The sequence below is a fragment of the Streptomyces sp. DH12 genome, from assembly GCF_020873895.1.
GTDB lineage: Bacteria > Actinomycetota > Actinomycetes > Streptomycetales > Streptomycetaceae > Streptomyces.
On the sequence record NZ_JAHWGT010000011.1, the window covers coordinates 52630 to 68112 of the forward strand.

General features: G+C 74.5%; 15 protein-coding genes. 10 read left to right on the plus strand and 5 right to left on the minus strand.

Going from position 1 to position 15483, the window contains the following annotated elements; all coding sequences use genetic code 11:
• Nucleotides 1-25: 25 nt before the first annotated feature.
• The gene (locus tag LPA54_RS12370; RefSeq protein WP_228976781.1) at nucleotides 26-1585 is read right to left on the minus strand and encodes a gamma-aminobutyraldehyde dehydrogenase; all 1560 of its coding nucleotides are present in this window, start codon (nucleotides 1583-1585) and stop codon (nucleotides 26-28) included.
• Nucleotides 1586-1761: 176 nt separating this feature from the next.
• Here LPA54_RS12370 and LPA54_RS12375 point away from each other — a divergent pair, with 176 nt between their 5' ends.
• On the plus strand, nucleotides 1762-2313 hold the full coding sequence (locus LPA54_RS12375; protein ID WP_228976784.1) for an NADAR family protein: 552 nt from the start codon (nucleotides 1762-1764) through the stop codon (nucleotides 2311-2313).
• A 113-nt stretch (nucleotides 2314-2426) separates the two neighbouring features.
• On the opposite strand, the gene LPA54_RS12380 is transcribed toward LPA54_RS12375, so the two are convergent.
• Together LPA54_RS12380 and LPA54_RS12385 are read right to left on the minus strand one after the other, a co-directional pair.
• Nucleotides 2427-2912 carry a DUF4190 domain-containing protein gene (locus LPA54_RS12380; protein ID WP_228976785.1) on the minus strand — a complete coding sequence of 162 codons (486 nt, stop codon included), beginning with the start codon at nucleotides 2910-2912 and terminating at the stop codon, nucleotides 2427-2429.
• A 126-nt stretch (nucleotides 2913-3038) separates the two neighbouring features.
• Complete coding sequence (locus tag LPA54_RS12385; protein ID WP_228976788.1) at nucleotides 3039-3770, minus strand: DUF4190 domain-containing protein; 732 nt, start codon at nucleotides 3768-3770, stop codon at nucleotides 3039-3041.
• A gap of 87 nt (nucleotides 3771-3857) precedes the next feature.
• Between LPA54_RS12385 and LPA54_RS12390 the strand changes: the two genes are divergently transcribed.
• Genes LPA54_RS12390 through LPA54_RS12400 form a run of 3 tightly spaced genes read left to right on the plus strand, consistent with a single transcriptional unit; the run spans nucleotide 3858 to nucleotide 6390 of the window.
• Nucleotides 3858-4883 (plus strand): adenosine deaminase, encoded by a 1026-nt coding sequence (locus tag LPA54_RS12390; RefSeq protein WP_228976789.1) that lies wholly within the window; start codon nucleotides 3858-3860, stop codon nucleotides 4881-4883.
• Nucleotides 4884-4909: 26 nt separating this feature from the next.
• A complete protein-coding gene (locus LPA54_RS12395; protein ID WP_228976790.1) occupies nucleotides 4910-5602 on the plus strand; it encodes a glycerophosphodiester phosphodiesterase in 693 nt (230 codons plus the stop codon).
• On the plus strand, nucleotides 5599-6390 hold the full coding sequence (locus LPA54_RS12400) for an SAM-dependent methyltransferase (protein WP_228976791.1): 792 nt from the start codon (nucleotides 5599-5601) through the stop codon (nucleotides 6388-6390). The genes LPA54_RS12395 and LPA54_RS12400 overlap by 4 nt, the downstream gene beginning before the upstream one ends.
• Nucleotides 6391-6436: 46 nt before the next feature.
• On the opposite strand, the gene LPA54_RS12405 is transcribed toward LPA54_RS12400, so the two are convergent.
• Nucleotides 6437-7030: a hypothetical protein gene (locus LPA54_RS12405; protein ID WP_228976792.1), complete on the minus strand. Its 594-nt coding sequence runs from the start codon at nucleotides 7028-7030 to the stop codon at nucleotides 6437-6439.
• 336 nt (nucleotides 7031-7366) lie between these two features.
• On the opposite strand from LPA54_RS12405, the gene LPA54_RS12410 reads away from it, so the two are divergent.
• Nucleotides 7367-8509 carry a beta-ketoacyl synthase N-terminal-like domain-containing protein gene (locus LPA54_RS12410; RefSeq protein ID WP_308112839.1) on the plus strand — a complete coding sequence of 381 codons (1143 nt, stop codon included), beginning with the start codon at nucleotides 7367-7369 and terminating at the stop codon, nucleotides 8507-8509.
• 124 nt (nucleotides 8510-8633) lie between these two features.
• Here the strand turns inward: LPA54_RS12410 and LPA54_RS12415 are convergent, their stop codons facing one another.
• Nucleotides 8634-10070: a gamma-aminobutyraldehyde dehydrogenase gene (locus LPA54_RS12415; protein ID WP_228976795.1), complete on the minus strand. Its 1437-nt coding sequence runs from the start codon at nucleotides 10068-10070 to the stop codon at nucleotides 8634-8636.
• Nucleotides 10071-10273: 203 nt separating this feature from the next.
• Here LPA54_RS12415 and LPA54_RS12420 point away from each other — a divergent pair, with 203 nt between their 5' ends.
• The 5 genes from LPA54_RS12420 to LPA54_RS12440 all read left to right on the plus strand — a co-directional run bounded on the left by LPA54_RS12420 (nucleotide 10274) and on the right by LPA54_RS12440 (nucleotide 15451).
• Nucleotides 10274-10780 (plus strand): Lrp/AsnC family transcriptional regulator, encoded by a 507-nt coding sequence (locus tag LPA54_RS12420; RefSeq protein ID WP_228976797.1) that lies wholly within the window; start codon nucleotides 10274-10276, stop codon nucleotides 10778-10780.
• Nucleotides 10765-12150, plus strand: a complete 1386-nt coding sequence (locus LPA54_RS12425) for an aspartate aminotransferase family protein (RefSeq protein ID WP_228976800.1) — start codon at nucleotides 10765-10767, stop codon at nucleotides 12148-12150. Before LPA54_RS12420 ends, LPA54_RS12425 begins: the two co-directional genes overlap by 16 nt.
• A 217-nt stretch (nucleotides 12151-12367) precedes the next feature.
• A complete protein-coding gene (locus LPA54_RS12430; protein WP_228976802.1) occupies nucleotides 12368-13096 on the plus strand; it encodes an ABC transporter ATP-binding protein in 729 nt (242 codons plus the stop codon).
• Nucleotides 13078-14280, plus strand: a complete 1203-nt coding sequence (locus tag LPA54_RS12435) for a hypothetical protein (RefSeq protein WP_228976804.1) — start codon at nucleotides 13078-13080, stop codon at nucleotides 14278-14280. Before LPA54_RS12430 ends, LPA54_RS12435 begins: the two co-directional genes overlap by 19 nt.
• Nucleotides 14281-14317: 37 nt before the next feature.
• Entirely contained in the window at nucleotides 14318-15451 is a 1134-nt protein-coding gene (locus LPA54_RS12440) for an LOG family protein (protein ID WP_228976806.1), read from the plus strand.
• Nucleotides 15452-15483 lie beyond the last annotated feature (32 nt).

A 15483-nucleotide genomic window follows, 5' to 3' on the forward strand; every position in this document is an offset into this window, starting at 1 on the left:
CACCGCGCGGCGGCGGCCGCGAGGGTCACGGGCGGTCCCCGAAGACCGTGCGGTGCCAGGGCTTCCTGGCGACCGCCGTGTTGTCGTACATCACATGCTTGACCTGCGTGTACTCCTCGAAGGAGTAGGTTGACATGTCCTTTCCGGAGCCCGAGGCGCCGTACCCCCCGTGCGGCATCTCGCTGATGATCGGGATGTGGTCGTTGATCCAGACGCAGCCGGCCGCCAGCTCGCGGGTGGCCCGGCCCGCGCGGTAGACGTCGCGGGTCCAGGCGGACGCGGCCAGCCCGTAGGGGGTGTCGTCGGCCAGGGCGAGGCCCTCGTCGTCGGTGTCGAAGGGCAGCACGACGAGGACCGGTCCGAAGACCTCCGCCTGGACGAGTTCGCTGCCCTGCGGCGCGCCGGTGACGAGGGTGGGCCGGTAGTAGGCGCCGGGGCCGGTCGGCGCCGTACCGCCGGTGACGACGGTGGCGTACGCGCGGGCGCGCTCCACGAAGGCGGCGACGCGGTCGCGGTGGGCGTGGGTGACGAGCGGCCCGAGGTCGGTCTCCGGGTCGAAGGGGTCGCCGAGGCGCACGCCCGCCATCAGCCCCGCGACCCGCTCGACGAACGCGTCGTACAGGGGGCGTTGGACGTACGCGCGGGTGGCGGCGGTGCAGTCCTGGCCGGTGTTGATCAGGGCGCCGGCGACCGCGCCGTGGGCGGCGGCCTCGGGGTCGGCGTCGTCGAAGACGACGAACGGGGCCTTGCCGCCCAGTTCGAGGTGGAGGCGCTTGACCGTGCGCGTGCCGATCGCGGCGACGCGCCGGCCGACGGCGGTGGAGCCGGTGAAGGAGGTCATCGCGACGCCCGGGTGCCCCACGAGGTGCTCGCCGGCCTCCCGCCCCGTGCCGTTGACGACGTTGACGACGCCGTCGGGGATGCCCGCCTCGGTGGCGGCCTGCGCGAACATCAGCGCGGTCAGCGGGGTGGGCTCGGCCGGTTTGAGGACGACGGTGTTGCCCGCGGCGACGGCCGGGAGGATCTTCCACGCCGCCATCTGGAGGGGGTAGTTCCAGGGGGCGATCGAGCCGACGACGCCGATGGGCTCCCGCCGGACGTAGGAGGTGTGGTCGCCGCTGTACTCGCCGGCCGACTGGCCCTGGAGGTGGCGGGCGGCCCCCGCGAAGAAGGCCGTGTTGTCGACCGTCCCGGGCACGTCGAACTCACGCGTCAGCCGCAGCGGCTTGCCGCACTGGAGGGACTCGGTCAGCGCCAGGTCCTCGGCCAACTCGGCGAGGCGGGTGGCGAAGCGGTGCAGCGCGTCGGATCGCTCGCCGGGGGTCGCCCCCGCCCAGCCGGGGAAGGCGGCGCGGGCGGCGGCGACGGCCGCGTCCACGTCGGCGGTGGAGGCGAGCGCGTAGGTGAGGACCTCCTCGCCCGTCGCGGGGTCGACCACGGTGTGGGTGCGGTCCGAGGTGCCGGGGCGCAGCCGCCCGCCGACGTACTGCGCGCCCGCCGAGAAGCGCCGGCGCGCACGGTCGGCGGTGAGGGTGCGCAGACCCTCCGGGTGCTGTGTCTCCGCTGTCCGAAAGCGGTCTTCCATGGACGCTCTCCGTTGCTCCAGCCCGAGTTGAGTGCCGATCCTGACAGAGGCGTCCCGACCCAACAAGGGATTCCGTTGTTGCCTTTTGATTACGCGACGGATTCGGTGGACCATCTGTCGCGTGCGGGCGGAAATCCCCGTACGGAGTGTCCGTGGCGGCTGCGATGCTGGCGTGCATGGAGCGTCTGGAAGCGCTGACCCGGCAGGTCAGCAAGGGTGAGCGGGTGAAGTGGCTGCACTTCTGGGGGCACCGCCCCCGGCCGGACGGACGGCTCGGACCGAGCTGTCTCAGCCAGTGGTGGCCCTCGCCGTTCACCGTCGACGGAGTGCGGTACGCGACGGCCGAGCACTGGATGATGGCCGCCAAGGCCCGGCTCTTCGGCGACGCGGAGGCCGAGCGGCAGGCCGTCTCGGCGGCGAACCCGGCCCTCGCGAAGAAGGCGGGCCGGCTCGTGCGCGGCTTCGACGAGGAGGTGTGGCGGCGCGAGCGGTACGGGATCGTGGTGGCGGGCAGCGTCCACAAGTTCGCGCAGGACCCGCGGCTCGCGGGCTACCTGCTCGGCACCGGCGGCCGCGTCCTGGTGGAGGCGAGCCCGGTGGACCGCGTCTGGGGCATCGGACTCGCCGCCGACGACGAGCGGGCGTACGACCCGGCCCGCTGGCAGGGGCTGAACCTGCTGGGGTTCGCGCTGATGGACGCCCGCGACCGGCTCGGCGACCGCCCGTAGCGGGCGCGGGGGAGGGGTGGACGGGTACGGGTGGCCGGTACGGCGGGGGCCCGGCACGCGGTGGGTGCCGGGCCTCCGGGGTGGCGGCGCGGGGCCGGTGGGCGGCGGCGCGGTCAGATGCCGCCCGCCGCGCCCACGGCGCCGGCGAAGATCACCAGGATGAGGGCCGGCAGCAGGACCGTCGCGATGATGCCCATGACCAGGCCGGCCGTGGCCGCGCCCTTGTTCGTGGCCTCGCCGCGGTTGGCCTTGCCGCGCCCCACCGCGCCGAAGATGATCGCGAGGACGCCGAGGACCATGCCGACGAACCACAGCACCATGATGACGTTGCAGACGACGCCGATGATGCCGAGCACGAGGCCCGCCGTGCCCATGCCGTTGCTGGGGCGCGGAGCGGCGTAGCCGGGCGCGGCGTACGGGGAGGGCGGCGGCGGGTAGGAGGCCGGCGGGTGCGCGGGCGCTCCGGCCGCCGGGTAGCCGTAGCCGGGCTGCGGCGGCTGGGCGGGGGAGGCCGGGTACCCGTAACCGGGCTGCGGCGGCTGGGCGGGGCCGTACGGGCTGGGCCCGAAGCCGCCGGGCTGCTGGTTCGGATCGGACATGGGTGGTCTCCCCTCCAAGGACTTCGTCGGCCCATCGTATGGCCCGACGATCAGCCCTGGATGCCGCTCAGCACCGACGGGCGGGCGTCCGGTTCCCGCCGGGAACGGACCGCCGGGGCCGCTCCGTCAGCGGCCGGTGCCGCTGACCACCAGGGAGGTGGCGTACGGGTCGTCGCGGTCGGGTCCGTCGTCCTTCTTGATCTCCTCGGTGATGGCCCATATGAGCCCGGCGAGCACCAGGGCGCCCAGGGCGATGCCGACCGCGCCGGTGACGATGCCCGCGGTGGCGATGGGGCCGTTGTTCGCCTCGCCGCGCCGGACCCGCTTGCGGCCCACGATGCCGAAGATGAGGGCGAGCACGCCCAGGACGATGCCGAGGCCGTACATCCAGCAGCCGACGATCGAGACGATGCCGAGCACCATCGACGCGACGCCCAGCCCGTTGGCCGGGGCCGGGCCCCAGGCGCCCGCGCCGTACGGGGCCGCGTAGCCGCCGGGGTGCGCCGGGTAGCCGGGCAGGCCCGCCGCGGGTGCGGCCGGCGCGGGGTAGCCGTACGGGCCGGGGGCGGGCTGCGCCGGGCCGCCCGGCGCGATCGGCGGCGGGGGCAGTTCGTCGCCGGCCCCCGGCGGGCCGAAGCCGGCGCCGGGCATCGAGGTCACCGTGGGCTGGTCGTGCGGCGCCGCGGGCGCGGCCTGCGCGACCGGCGGGGTCGGTGAGGACTGGGTGACCGGGGCCTGCGTGGTCGGCGGGGCCGGTGAGGGTCGCGGGGTCGCGGACTTGCCGAGGTCGACCCCCGGTACGGGCGGCCGGCTCTCCGGCGGCGCCCAGGGATCGTTCCGGTCGTTGTCGTCTGGCATGAGCCTCCCCCATCGTCTCCGGCCATGCTAACGACCGGCCTACGATGATCCCTGACCAGGGACGGCTCACCCACCCGGAGGACCCCGATGACCGATCTGCTGCCCTTCATCGCCGGGCTGCCCAAGGCGGAGCTGCACGTCCACCACGTCGGGTCGGCCTCCCCCCGCATCGTCTCCGAGCTGGCCGCGCGGCACCCGGACTCCAAGGTGCCGACCGACCCCGGGGCCCTGGTGGACTACTTCACGTTCACCGACTTCGCCCACTTCATCGAGGTCTACCTGTCGGTCGTCGACCTGGTCCGCACCCCCGAGGACGTCCGGCTGCTGACGTACGAGGTCGCCCGGGACATGGCCCGGCAGAACATCCGGTACGCCGAGCTCACCGTCACGCCGTACAGCTCGACCCGGCGCGGCATCGACGCCGAGGCGTTCATGGAGGCCATCGAGGACGCCCGGACCGCCGCCGAGGCGGAGCTGGGCGTGGTCCTGCGGTGGTGCTTCGACATCCCCGGCGAGGCCGGCCTTGAGGCCGCCGAGGAGACCGCCCGGCTCGCCGTCGACCTGCGGCCGGAGGGGCTGGTGTCGTTCGGCCTCGGCGGCCCGGAGATCGGCGTGCCCCGCCCGCAGTTCAAGCCGTACTTCGACCGGGCCATCGCGGCCGGGCTGCACTCCGTCCCGCACGCCGGCGAGACCACCGGCCCCGAGACCGTGTGGGACGCGCTGACCGACCTGCGCGCCGAGCGCATCGGCCACGGCACCAGCGCGGTGCGGGACCCCCGGCTCCTCGCCCACCTCGCCGAGCACCGCGTCGCGCTGGAGGTGTGCCCCACCTCCAACATCGCCACCCGCGCCGTCACCGACCTCGACCGGCACCCGATCAGGGAGATGGTCGAGGCGGGCGTCCTCGTGACGGTCAACTCCGACGACCCGCCCATGTTCGGCACCGACCTCAACGGCGAGTACGCCATCGCCGCCCGCCTCCTCGACCTCGACGAGCGCGGCGTCGCCGCCCTCGCCCGCAACGCCGTCGAGGCGTCCTTCCTGGACCCGGCCGGCAAGGAGCGCCTCGGGCGGGAGATCGACACGTACACGGAGCAGTGGCTCGCGCGCTGACCGGCGCCGTGCCGACAATGGGCCCCATGCGCACCGTCACCGTCGTCGGGCACCGGGGCGACCCCTACCGGGTCCGTGAGAACACGACCGCGTCGATCCGTTCGGCGGTGGCGCGCGGCGCTGACGCCGTCGAAGTCGACGTACGGCTGACCTGGGACGGCGTCCCGGTGCTCCTCCACGACGAGACGCTGCGGCGGCTGTGGCGGATCGACCGGCCGCTCGCGGCGCTCTCCCTGGCCGAGGTGCGGGAGCTGACCGGGCCGCAGGGCGTGCCCACGCTGTACGAGGCGCTCGCCGCGGCCGCCCCGCAGCGCGTGATGATCGACCTGCCGGGCGCCACCGAGCGGACCGTGCGGGCCGTCGTCGGCACGGTCCGCGAGTGCGACGCGGAGGACCGGGTCTTCTACTGCTCGGGCGCCGCCGCGATGCTGCTGGTCCGCGCCGCCGACCCGGCCGCCGAGATCGCCCTGACGTGGACGTCGCTCGCCCCGGCCCGGCCGGTGCTGCTGGACGCGGTGGCGCCGCGCTGGCTGAACTACCGCTTCGGGCTGGTCGGCCGGGACCTCGCGGACCGGGTGCACCGCGACGGGCTGCTGGTCTCCGCCTGGACCGCCGACACGCGCAGGACCATGCGTAAGCTGATCGACAACGGGGTGGACTCGATCACCACCAACCGCGTGGACACCCTGAACTCCGTACTGACGGGAGCCCGCACGTGACGTCGCCGCACATCGACAGGATCCGCACCGACATCGCCCACAACGCGCGCGTCTGGAACTACTGGCTGGGTGGCAAGGACAACTACTCCGTCGACCGCGCCGTCGGCGACCAGGTCACCTCGCTGTACCCGAGCATCGGTGAAGTGGCCCGCGCCGACCGGGCGTTCCTGGGCCGCGCGGTGCGGTACCTCGCGGGCGAGGCGGGCGTACGGCAGTTCCTCGACATCGGCACCGGGCTGCCGACCGCCGACAACACCCACGAGGTGGCGCAGCGCGTCGCCCCGGACGCCCGGGTGGTGTACGTCGACAACGACCCGATCGTGCTGACCCACGCGCGGGCGCTGCTCACCAGTTCGCGGCGGGGCGTCACGGAGTACGTCGACGCGGACGCGCACGACCCGGAGCGGATCCTGCGGGCGGTCGGGCGGACGCTGGACCTGGAGCAGCCGGTCGCCGTGATGATGCTCGGCATCCTCAACTTCGTCCTCGACACCGACACCGCCCGCTCCATCGTGCGCACCCTGATGGCCGCCGTCCCCTCGGGCAGCCACCTGGTGCTGACCCACCCCACGCTGGAGCCGGCGCTGGGCGGCGCGGGCAACGCCGAGGCGATGGCGTTCTGGAACGCGAACGCCACCCCGCCCATCACCGCCCGCAGCCGCGAGGAGTTCGCGTCGTTCCTCGACGGCCTGGAGGTCCTGGAGCCGGGCATCGTCTCGTGCTCCCGCTGGCGCTCCGAGGCGGGCCCCGAGGTCGCCCAGTTCGGAGCGGTGGCCCGCAAGCCCTGACCGCCCTCGGCCACCCGGCCGGCGCCGGCGCTCCCCGGGGCTTTCCTCAGCCCCGCGGCGTCCCGGGCGCCGGCCCGGCCGGTGCCGCGAGGGCCGCCGGCGTCCCGGGCGGCGCCACCGGTGCGGCGTACCCGGCCGGCGCCGTCAGCGCCTCGAGCCGCTTGATGTGGCGGCGGACCACGAGCAGCGGAACCACCCCGAAGACCCCGAACGCCATGTCGATGACGGTCCACCAGAAGGGGATGTCCCGGATCCGGCCGCAGATCAGGGCGAGGGGCACGATCCCCGCGCAGGCGATGACGCCGAAGTCGACGACCCAGATGTTCCGTACGGGATCGCGGTACGGCCCGTAGAAGGCGACCGCGATCACGAGGTGGGCGAACGCCAGCCAGTCGGTGCCGTACAGGAGGAACGGGTAGCGGGCGTCGGCGGTGTCGAGGCCGGCGCGCACCCGCCCGATCCACTCCAGGAGGCCGGGGAGGGCGTCGCCGACGGGGGACGCCCAGCCGGTCAGCGCCTCGTGCATCAGGCGCACCTCGGTGACGAGCGGAAAGGCCGTCACCCCGCTCAGCACGAGGCACACGACGAAGAACGCCAACCACGCGCGTATCCGCCTCGACAGGGCGTTCGCTTCGCTCATGTCCGCAGCGTACGCCCGGGTCCGGGCCCCCTTCACCGGGACCCGGCCGCCGTGCGGGCGGGGGCGCGGGGGAGCCCGGCGGCGGCTGTGGCAGGCGCCGGGCCGCCATCCTCCATGTGGGCGTGGCCGGACCGGAGTTGACGCCTCCGGTGGCGGTCCGCGCGATCGGCGGTGCGGCGTCGCCCCCGGGGCGGAACGCGGCGTCACCCGCGCGGGTGCTTTTGCCCCGGGCGGGCCGCCGATCGGCACCGCGGCGGGCCCGCGCCCGGCCGGGCCGCCCGTAGGGTGGCGCTCCTCCCCCGTCGTCACCGCCCCCCTCTGGAGCCCGTCTTGCACGTGAGAGAGCGCGTCCGCGCACACCTGAACGACATCGCGGTCACCGGCATCGGTCTGGTCACCCCGGCCGGACGGACCGCGGAGTGCACGTGGGACGGGCTGCTCGACGGCGTCCCTACGGCGTCCCGGGACGTGCGCCTGGCGGGGCTGCCGGTCGACTTCTCCTGCCGGGTCGCGGGCTTCGAGGGGCCCGCCCGGCTGGGCCTCGCCGCGGCCCGCGAGGCGGTCGCCGACGCGTCCTGGCCGGCGGGCGGCTGGGACGGTACGCGGGTGGCGGTGGTGCTGGGCACCGGCTGCGGCCCGGGCGGGGGGACCGCGCGGGGGGTGAGCGCCGCGGAGGTGAGTACGGAGCTGGGCGCGCTGGGCCCGAGCTTCGTGACGTCCGGCGGGTGCGCCTCGGGCGCGACCGCCATCGGCGTGGCGCGCGACCTGCTGCGGGCGGGCACGTGCGACGTCGCCGTCGCCGGCGGCTGCGACGGCGTCCCGGGGCGCACGGCGGCTGCGGGGCTCGGCCGCGCGGGCAGCCTGTCGTCGCGTACGTTCGACCCGACCGGGGCCTCCCGCCCGTTCGACGCCGAGCGGGACGGGTTCGTGCTGGGCGAGGGCGCGGGCGTGCTGGTGATGGAGCGGCTGGCGGACGCGCGGGCGCGGCGGGCGCGGGTGCGGGCGGTGCTCTGCGGGTACGGGGCGTCGGCGGAGGCGCGGTGCGCGCCGGGCGCGGCGGGCGTGGACCCGCAGGGCCGGGGGGTGGAGCGGGCGGTGCGGGCGGCGTTCGCGGACGCCGGGCTGACCCCGGAGGACGTCGACCACGTGAACGCGCACGGCAGCGGCGGCGCGCTGGACGACCTGGCCGAGGCGCGGGCGCTGCGGCGGGTGTTCCGGGGGACGCCGCCGCCGGTGACGGCCGTGAAGAGCGTGCTGGGGCACGCGGGCGGCGGCGCGGCCGCGGTGGAGGCGGCGTGCACGGTGCTGACCCTCCAGCACCAGGCGATCCCGCCGACGGCCAACCTGGACCGGCTGGACCCGGAGATCGAGCTGGACGTGGTGGTCAAGTCGCCGCGGCGCAGGCCGGTGCGGGCGGCGCTGAGCACGTCGTTCGGGCTGGGCGGGCACAGCGCGGCCCTGCTGTTCCGCACCGCCTGACGGGCCCGCCGTACCGCGCGGGTAGCCCGCACGACGCGCGCCGGAGGGCGGGCCCGTGACGGGCCCGCCCTCCGGCGCGAAGACGCGGTGACGCGGTGACGCAGGGGGCGCGGGGGCCCGGGGGTCAGCCCAGCGAGGTCATCACGTGCTTGATGCGCGTGTAGTCCTCGAAGCCGTACGCCGACAGGTCCTTGCCGTAGCCGGACTTCTTGAAGCCGCCGTGCGGCATCTCGGCGACGAGCGGGATGTGGGTGTTGATCCACACGCAGCCGAAGTCGAGGGCCTTGGACATGCGCATCGCGCGCGCGTGGTCCTTGGTCCACACGGAGGAGGCGAGGGCGAACTCGACGCCGTTGGCGTACTCCAGCGCCTGCTCCTCGTCGCGGAAGGGCTGGACGGTGATGACGGGGCCGAAGACCTCGTTCTGGATGATCTCGTCGTCCTGGCGGAGGCCGGAGACGACGGTCGGGGCGTAGTAGTAGCCCTTGTCGCCGACGCGGTGGCCGCCGGCCTCGACCTTGGCGTGGGCGGGGAGGCGGTCGATGAAGCCGCTGACCTGCTTCAGCTGGTTGGCGTTGTTGAGCGGGCCGTACAGCACGTCCTCGTCGTCCGGGGCGCCGGTCCTGGTGTCGGCGGCGGCCTTGGCGAGGGCGGCGACGAACTCGTCGTGGATGGACTCGTGGACCAGGACGCGGGTGGCGGCCGTGCAGTCCTGGCCGGCGTTGAAGAAGCCGGCGACGGAGATGTCCTCGACGGCCTTGGCGATGTCGGTGTCCTCGAAGACGACGACCGGGGCCTTGCCGCCCAGCTCCAGGTGGACGCGCTTGACGTCCTTGGCCGCCGACTCGGCGACCTGCATGCCGGCGCGCACGGAGCCGGTGATGGAGGCCATGGCGGGGGTCGGGTGCTCGACCATGAGGCGGCCGCTGTCGCGGTCGCCGCAGACGACGTTGAAGACGCCCTTGGGGAGGATCTGCCCGATGATCTCGGCGATGAGGACCGTCGAGGCGGGCGTGGTGTCCGAGGGCTTCAGCACGACGGTGTTGCCCGCGGCGAGGGCCGGGGCGAACTTCCAGACGGCCATCATCATCGGGTAGTTCCAGGGGGCGACCTGGGCGCAGACGCCGACCGGCTCGCGGCGCACGATGGAGGTCATGCCCTCCATGTACTCGCCCGCGGAGCGGCCCTCCAGCAGACGGGCGGCGCCGGCGAAGAAGCGGATCTGGTCGACCATCGGGGGCAGCTCCTCGCTGCGGGTGAGGCCCACGGGCTTGCCCGTGTTCTCGCACTCCGCGGCGATGAGGTCCTCGGCGCGCTCCTCGAAGGCGTCCGCGATCCGCAGCAGGGCCTTCTGGCGCTCGGCGGGGGTGGTGTCCCGCCAGGCGGGGAACGCGGCGGCCGCGGCCTCCATGGCGGCGTCGACGTCGGCCGCGCCGGAGAGCGGGGAGGTGGCGTAGACCTCACCGGTGGCGGGGTTGACGACGTCGATGGTCCGGCCGTCGGCGGCATCCCGGAACTCGCCGTTGATGTAGTTGCGCAGACGACGCAGTTCGGTGGTCACGTGGCCACCCCTCCTGTCGGTTTCGGTGTTCGTGGTCACCCGCCGCCCCCGCGGGGGCCTGTCCGGTGGGTGAGACACCCAAGCCTAGTCGCTGGGTCCACGCTTTCGACAGCCCCGACGCTCCAGAACTTCGGATTCAGTGAGATCAAACCTCCGCGACAACGAATTACATCGGTTCGGGGTTGCGTGAGCGACGAGTCTCGGTGCACAGTGAAGTCGTGGCCAGCCGAAGCGCAGAGTCCAGGACCGGCAGTGGATCGTCCCCCGCGATCGACGCCGTGTCCCTGGCGATCATCGAACAGCTCCAGGAGGACGGACGCCGTCCCTACGCCGCGATCGGCAAGGCCGTGGGCCTGTCGGAGGCGGCGGTGCGCCAGCGCGTCCAGAAGCTCCTCGACCAGGGCGTCATGCAGATCGTCGCCGTCACCGACCCGCTCACCGTGGGCTTCCGGCGGCAGGCGATGGTCGGCATCAACGTCGAGGGCGACGTGGAGCAGGTGGCGGACGCGGTGACGGCCATGGCCGAGTGCGAGTACGTGGTGATGACCGCGGGCTCCTTCGACCTCATGGTGGAGATCGTCTGCGAGGACGACGACCACCTGCTGGATGTGATCAACAAGCGCATCCGCACCCTTCCCGGCGTGCGCTCCACCGAGAGCTTCGTCTACCTCAAGCTCAAGAAGCAGACCTACATGTGGGGAACCCGATAGCCGTGAGCAACTCCCGCGATCTCTCCAAGACCGCGTACGACCACCTGTGGATGCACTTCACCCGCATGTCGTCGTACGAGAACAGCCCCGTCCCGACCATCGTCCGCGGCGAGGGCACCTACATCTACGACGACAAGGGCAAGCGCTACCTCGACGGCCTCGCCGGCCTCTTCGTGGTGCAGGCCGGCCACGGCCGCACCGAGCTGGCCGAGACGGCGTACAAGCAGGCGCAGGAGCTCGCGTTCTTCCCCGTGTGGTCCTACGCCCACCCGAAGGCCGTCGAGCTGGCCGAGCGGATCGCCCACCACGCCCCCGGCGACCTGAACAAGGTCTTCTTCACCACCGGCGGCGGCGAGGCGGTCGAGACCGCCTGGAAGCTGGCGAAGCAGTACTTCAAGCTCGTCGGCAAGCCGACCAAGCACAAGGTGATCTCCCGGGCCGTCGCCTACCACGGCACCCCGCAGGGCGCCCTGTCCATCACCGGCCTGCCCGCCCTCAAGGCGCCCTTCGAGCCGCTCGTCCCGGGCGCGCACAAGGTGCCGAACACCAACATCTACCGCGCCCCGATCCACGGCGACGACCCCGAGGCCTTCGGCCGCTGGGCCGCCGACCAGATCGAGCAGCAGATCCTCTTCGAGGGCCCGGACACCGTCGCCGCCGTCTTCCTGGAGCCGGTGCAGAACGCCGGCGGCTGCTTCCCGCCGCCGCCCGGGTACTTCCAGCGGGTCCGCGAGATCTGCGACCAGTACGACGTGCTGCTCGTCTCCGACGAGGTCATCTGCGCCTTCGGCCGTCTCGGCACGATGTTCGCCTGCGACAAGTTCGGCTACGTGCCCGACATGATCACCTGCGCCAAGGGCATGACCTCGGGGTACTCCCCGATCGGCGCGTGCGTCATCTCCGACCGCCTGGCCGAGCCGTTCTACAAGGGCGACAACACCTTCCTGCACGGCTACACCTTCGGCGGCCACCCGGTCTCCGCGGCGGTCGGCCTCGCCAACCTCGACATCTTCGAGCGCGAGAACCTCAACCAGCACGTCCTGGACAACGAGGGCGCCTTCCGCTCGACCCTGGAGAAGCTCCACGACCTGCCCATCGTCGGCGACGTGCGCGGCAACGGCTTCTTCTACGGCATCGAGCTGGTCAAGGACAAGAACACCAAGGAGTCGTTCGACGAGGCCGAGACCGAGCGCGTCCTGTACGGCTTCCTCTCCAAGGCGCTCTACGACAACGGCCTGTACTGCCGCGCCGACGACCGCGGCGACCCGGTCGTCCAGCTCGCCCCGCCGCTGGTCTCCGACCAGTCGACGTTCGACGAGATCGAGCAGATCCTCCGGGCCACCCTCACCGAGGCCTGGACCAAGCTCTGACCGGTCCGAGCCGAAACCTTCCCTCACCTCGGCTCACCGTCGTCCGCCGACGGGCCGCGGCCCGGGTTCACCCACGCGGGTGCATCCGGGCCGCGGCCGTTTGCCGTTCCGGCGACACACCGTCCGACCAGGGTGAACAGCGTGTTATGTTCCGACCGGTTCGGGGGGACAGGAACGGGACAGGAACGGCTCCGAGCTGATCTGAGGTGTGACGGACATGGTGGCCCCGCCCGACAACGACGTGCTGTGGGCGCGTTCCCTGCACCACACGCACCACGGCTCCCCCGCACTCAGCGGCGTCTCCCTCGGCGTCCGCGAGGGCGAGATCCTCGCCGTGCACGGCCCGCGCGGCTGCGGCAAGACGACCCTGCTGCGCTGCCTCGCCGGCCACGTGGTCCCCGAGGAGGGCGAGGTCTGGTTCAACAGCCTCCCCGTGCACACCATGAGCGAGGTCCAGCGCGAACGGCTGCGCCGCGACCGCTTCGGCTGGATCGACCCCGAGCCGGGCCTCGTGCCCGAGCTGACCGCCTGGGAGAACGCCGCGCTGCCGCTGCTCCTGCGCGGCTGCTCGCACCGGGCGGCCCGGTCCGCCGCCCTCGAATGGCTCGAACGGCTCGACATCGGCTCGTGCGCGACCAGCCGCCCGCACGCCCTGCTCCAGTCGCAGCGCCAGCGCGTCGCCGTCGCCCGCGCCCTCGTCGCCGCCCCGGCGGTCCTCTTCGCCGACGAACCCACCGCGCCCCTGTACAGCGCCGACCGCTCCCAGGTGCTGCGGACCCTGACCGCCGCGGCCCGCTCCCACCGCATCACCGTCGTCCTCGCCACGCACGACGCGGACGTCGCCGCGCTCGCCGACCGCACGGTGGCCCTCCTCGACGGGCGCCGCGTCAACTCCCTGCACGTCAACGGCGCGGAGGGGCTCGACGCGTGCTCGCTCTCCGTCTAGCCCGCGGCGCCCACCCCTTCCTCCTCCTGCGCCGCCTGCTGGTCACCGCGGCCTCCGCCGGAGTGGGCTTCCTGCTGCTGAGCGCCCTCGGCCACGCCCTCGCGCACCCTGACCGGTCCTCCGCCTCCGCGGTGCGCCTGGCGTGGAGCGCCCTGCCGCTGGCCGCGGCCGTGTACCTGGCCGTCGCCGTCGCCCGTACCGACCCCGGCACCCGGCCCCGGCGCGGCCTGTCCGCCGCCGGTCTGGGCCCGGCCCGGCTCGCCGCGCTGGCCGCCGCGTCCACGGCCGCCGTCTGCGCGCTCGGCTCCGCCCTGGGGCTCCTGCTCTTCCTCCACCTGCGCGGCGGCCTGTCGGGGCTGCCGTTCGGCGGGGCCGCCGCCGGGCTCCTCGGCGCCGGACGGCCCCTGCCGGTGCCGGCCGCGCTCACCCTGCTGGCCGTCGTCCCCGCCACCGCGTACGCCGCGACCACCCTCGCCCTGCTGCCCCGCGCGGGCCGCTTCGGCGGGCGCCGCGGCGCCGCCCGGGGCGACGGCGCGGCCGCGCCCGTCGAGGCCCGCGACCCGTTCGACCCGGCACCGGCGCCGACCGGCCTGCCCTGGGGGGTCGCCCTGATCGCCCTCGGCCTGGCCGCCGAGGTGTACGGGGCGCGCGGCGCCGACGGCGGCGCGGTCCCCCTGCCGGGCGGGTTCCCGGGCAGCCCCGGCCCGGTGGTGGCCGGCTGGGTCCTCACCACCCTGGGCCTCGCGGTCGCCGGGCCGGGCATCGTCCACCTGTGCGGGCGGCTCGTCCAGGCGTACCGGCCGGGCGCCACCCGGCTCCTGTCGGGCCGGGCGCTGATGGACGAGGCCCGCCGCATCGGCCGCCCGCTGGGCGTGCTGTGCGCGGCGGTCTCCGCGGCGATCACGGCGTACGCCCTGGCCGGCCAGGGCGGCTCCCGCCCCTTCGGGCCGCTCACGGGCCTCGGCGCCGGGCTCGTCCTGGCCTGCGCGACGGCGACGCTCCTCACCGCCGCCGTCGAGACGCGCCAGAGCCGCGCCGGGACGACCGCCGCCCTGATCCGCCTCGGCGCCCCGGCGGGCCTGCTGCGCGGCGCGGCGCTGCTGCGCGCCGCGGTCCTGCTGGCCGTGTTCGCCCCGCTCGCCTGGGTCGTGGCCGTCCTGACCGCCCTGCCCCTGCGGCCCTGACCAGGGTGCCGCCCCACGGCCCGGCTACCCTGGCGCCATGGCGCACCCTCCCCCGCACCGGCACGGGCACCGGCACGACCGCGAGATCGAGACCCTGGAGGAGTTCGACCGGGTCGCGGCGGACGGCAGCCTCCTCGGATGGCGTGTACAGGCCCTCGATTTGAGGGGCCGTACGGCGGCGCTGCTGGCGGCCGACACCACCGCCGCCGTCTTCCTCGGCTGCCCCATGGCGCCCGAGGCGGCGGCCAAGGTCCGCGCCGACGGGGCGCTCGTCTTCCCGCCCGTGCCGGGCGTGCCGTTCGACCCCTACCGGGGACTGCTGTACACCCCGGACGAGCTCTTCGCCGGACTGGACGAGGAGCACGGCTACGCGGCGACGCCGGACGCGCGGACGTACGCGTGGTTCCAGCGGACCATGCGGGACGGCGACGTCTTCGCGTCGATGCTGCGCTCCGTCCACGACGACGCGATCTCCGACGCGCTCGACGAGCGGCTCGCGGGCCTGCCCGTCGTCGGGGTGATGGGCGGCCACGCCATGGCACGCGGCACCGACGCGTACGAGGGCGCCGCCCGCCTCGGCCGGAGCCTCGCCCGGGCCGGGCTGACCGTGGCGACCGGGGGCGGTCCCGGCGCGATGGAGGCCGCCAACCTCGGCGCGTACACGGCGCCGCTCCCCGACGCCGTACTGGACGAGGCGCTGCTGCTGCTCGGCAAGGAGCCGTCGTACGCGCCGTCCGTCGGCGCCTGGGCGCGCGCCGCGTTCGACGTGCGGGCCCGCTGGCCCCGGGGCGGCGACTCGATCGGCATCCCCACGTGGTTCTACGGCCACGAGCCGCCCAACGCCTTCGCCGGGCACATCGCGAAGTACTTCGCCAACGCCACCCGGGAGGACGGCCTGCTGGCGCGCTGCACGGCCGGCGTCGTGTACCTGCCGGGCGCGGCCGGCACCGTCCAGGAGATCTTCGACAACGCCACGCCGAACTACTACGAGTCACGCGGCGAACCGACGCCGATGGTGCTGGTCAACCGGACCCACTGGACCGAGCACCTGCCCGCCTGGCCGCTGCTGCGGGCCCTCGCGGAGGGCCGGTCGATGGCGCCGCGCATCGCCCTGGTCGACACGGTGGAGGAGGCCCCGCAGGCCCTGCTCCGCCTGTCCGCCGCCCGCTGAGGCACCCGACCCAGCCGCGCCCGACCGGGCCG

What these genes read in the sequence shown, in the direction of transcription:
- LPA54_RS12370 (WP_228976781.1), bottom strand. Translation starts at nt 1,585, where the DNA reads ATGGAAGACCGCTTTCGGACAGCGGAGACACAGCACCCGGAGGGTCTG.
- LPA54_RS12375 (WP_228976784.1), top strand. Translation starts at nt 1,762, where the DNA reads ATGGAGCGTCTGGAAGCGCTGACCCGGCAGGTCAGCAAGGGTGAGCGG.
- LPA54_RS12380 (WP_228976785.1), bottom strand. Translation starts at nt 2,912, where the DNA reads ATGTCCGATCCGAACCAGCAGCCCGGCGGCTTCGGGCCCAGCCCGTAC.
- LPA54_RS12385 (WP_228976788.1), bottom strand. Translation starts at nt 3,770, where the DNA reads ATGCCAGACGACAACGACCGGAACGATCCCTGGGCGCCGCCGGAGAGC.
- LPA54_RS12390 (WP_228976789.1), top strand. Translation starts at nt 3,858, where the DNA reads ATGACCGATCTGCTGCCCTTCATCGCCGGGCTGCCCAAGGCGGAGCTG.
- LPA54_RS12395 (WP_228976790.1), top strand. Translation starts at nt 4,910, where the DNA reads ATGCGCACCGTCACCGTCGTCGGGCACCGGGGCGACCCCTACCGGGTC.
- LPA54_RS12405 (WP_228976792.1), bottom strand. Translation starts at nt 7,030, where the DNA reads ATGAGCGAAGCGAACGCCCTGTCGAGGCGGATACGCGCGTGGTTGGCG.
- LPA54_RS12430 (WP_228976802.1), top strand. Translation starts at nt 12,368, where the DNA reads ATGGTGGCCCCGCCCGACAACGACGTGCTGTGGGCGCGTTCCCTGCAC.
- LPA54_RS12440 (WP_228976806.1), top strand. Translation starts at nt 14,318, where the DNA reads ATGGCGCACCCTCCCCCGCACCGGCACGGGCACCGGCACGACCGCGAG.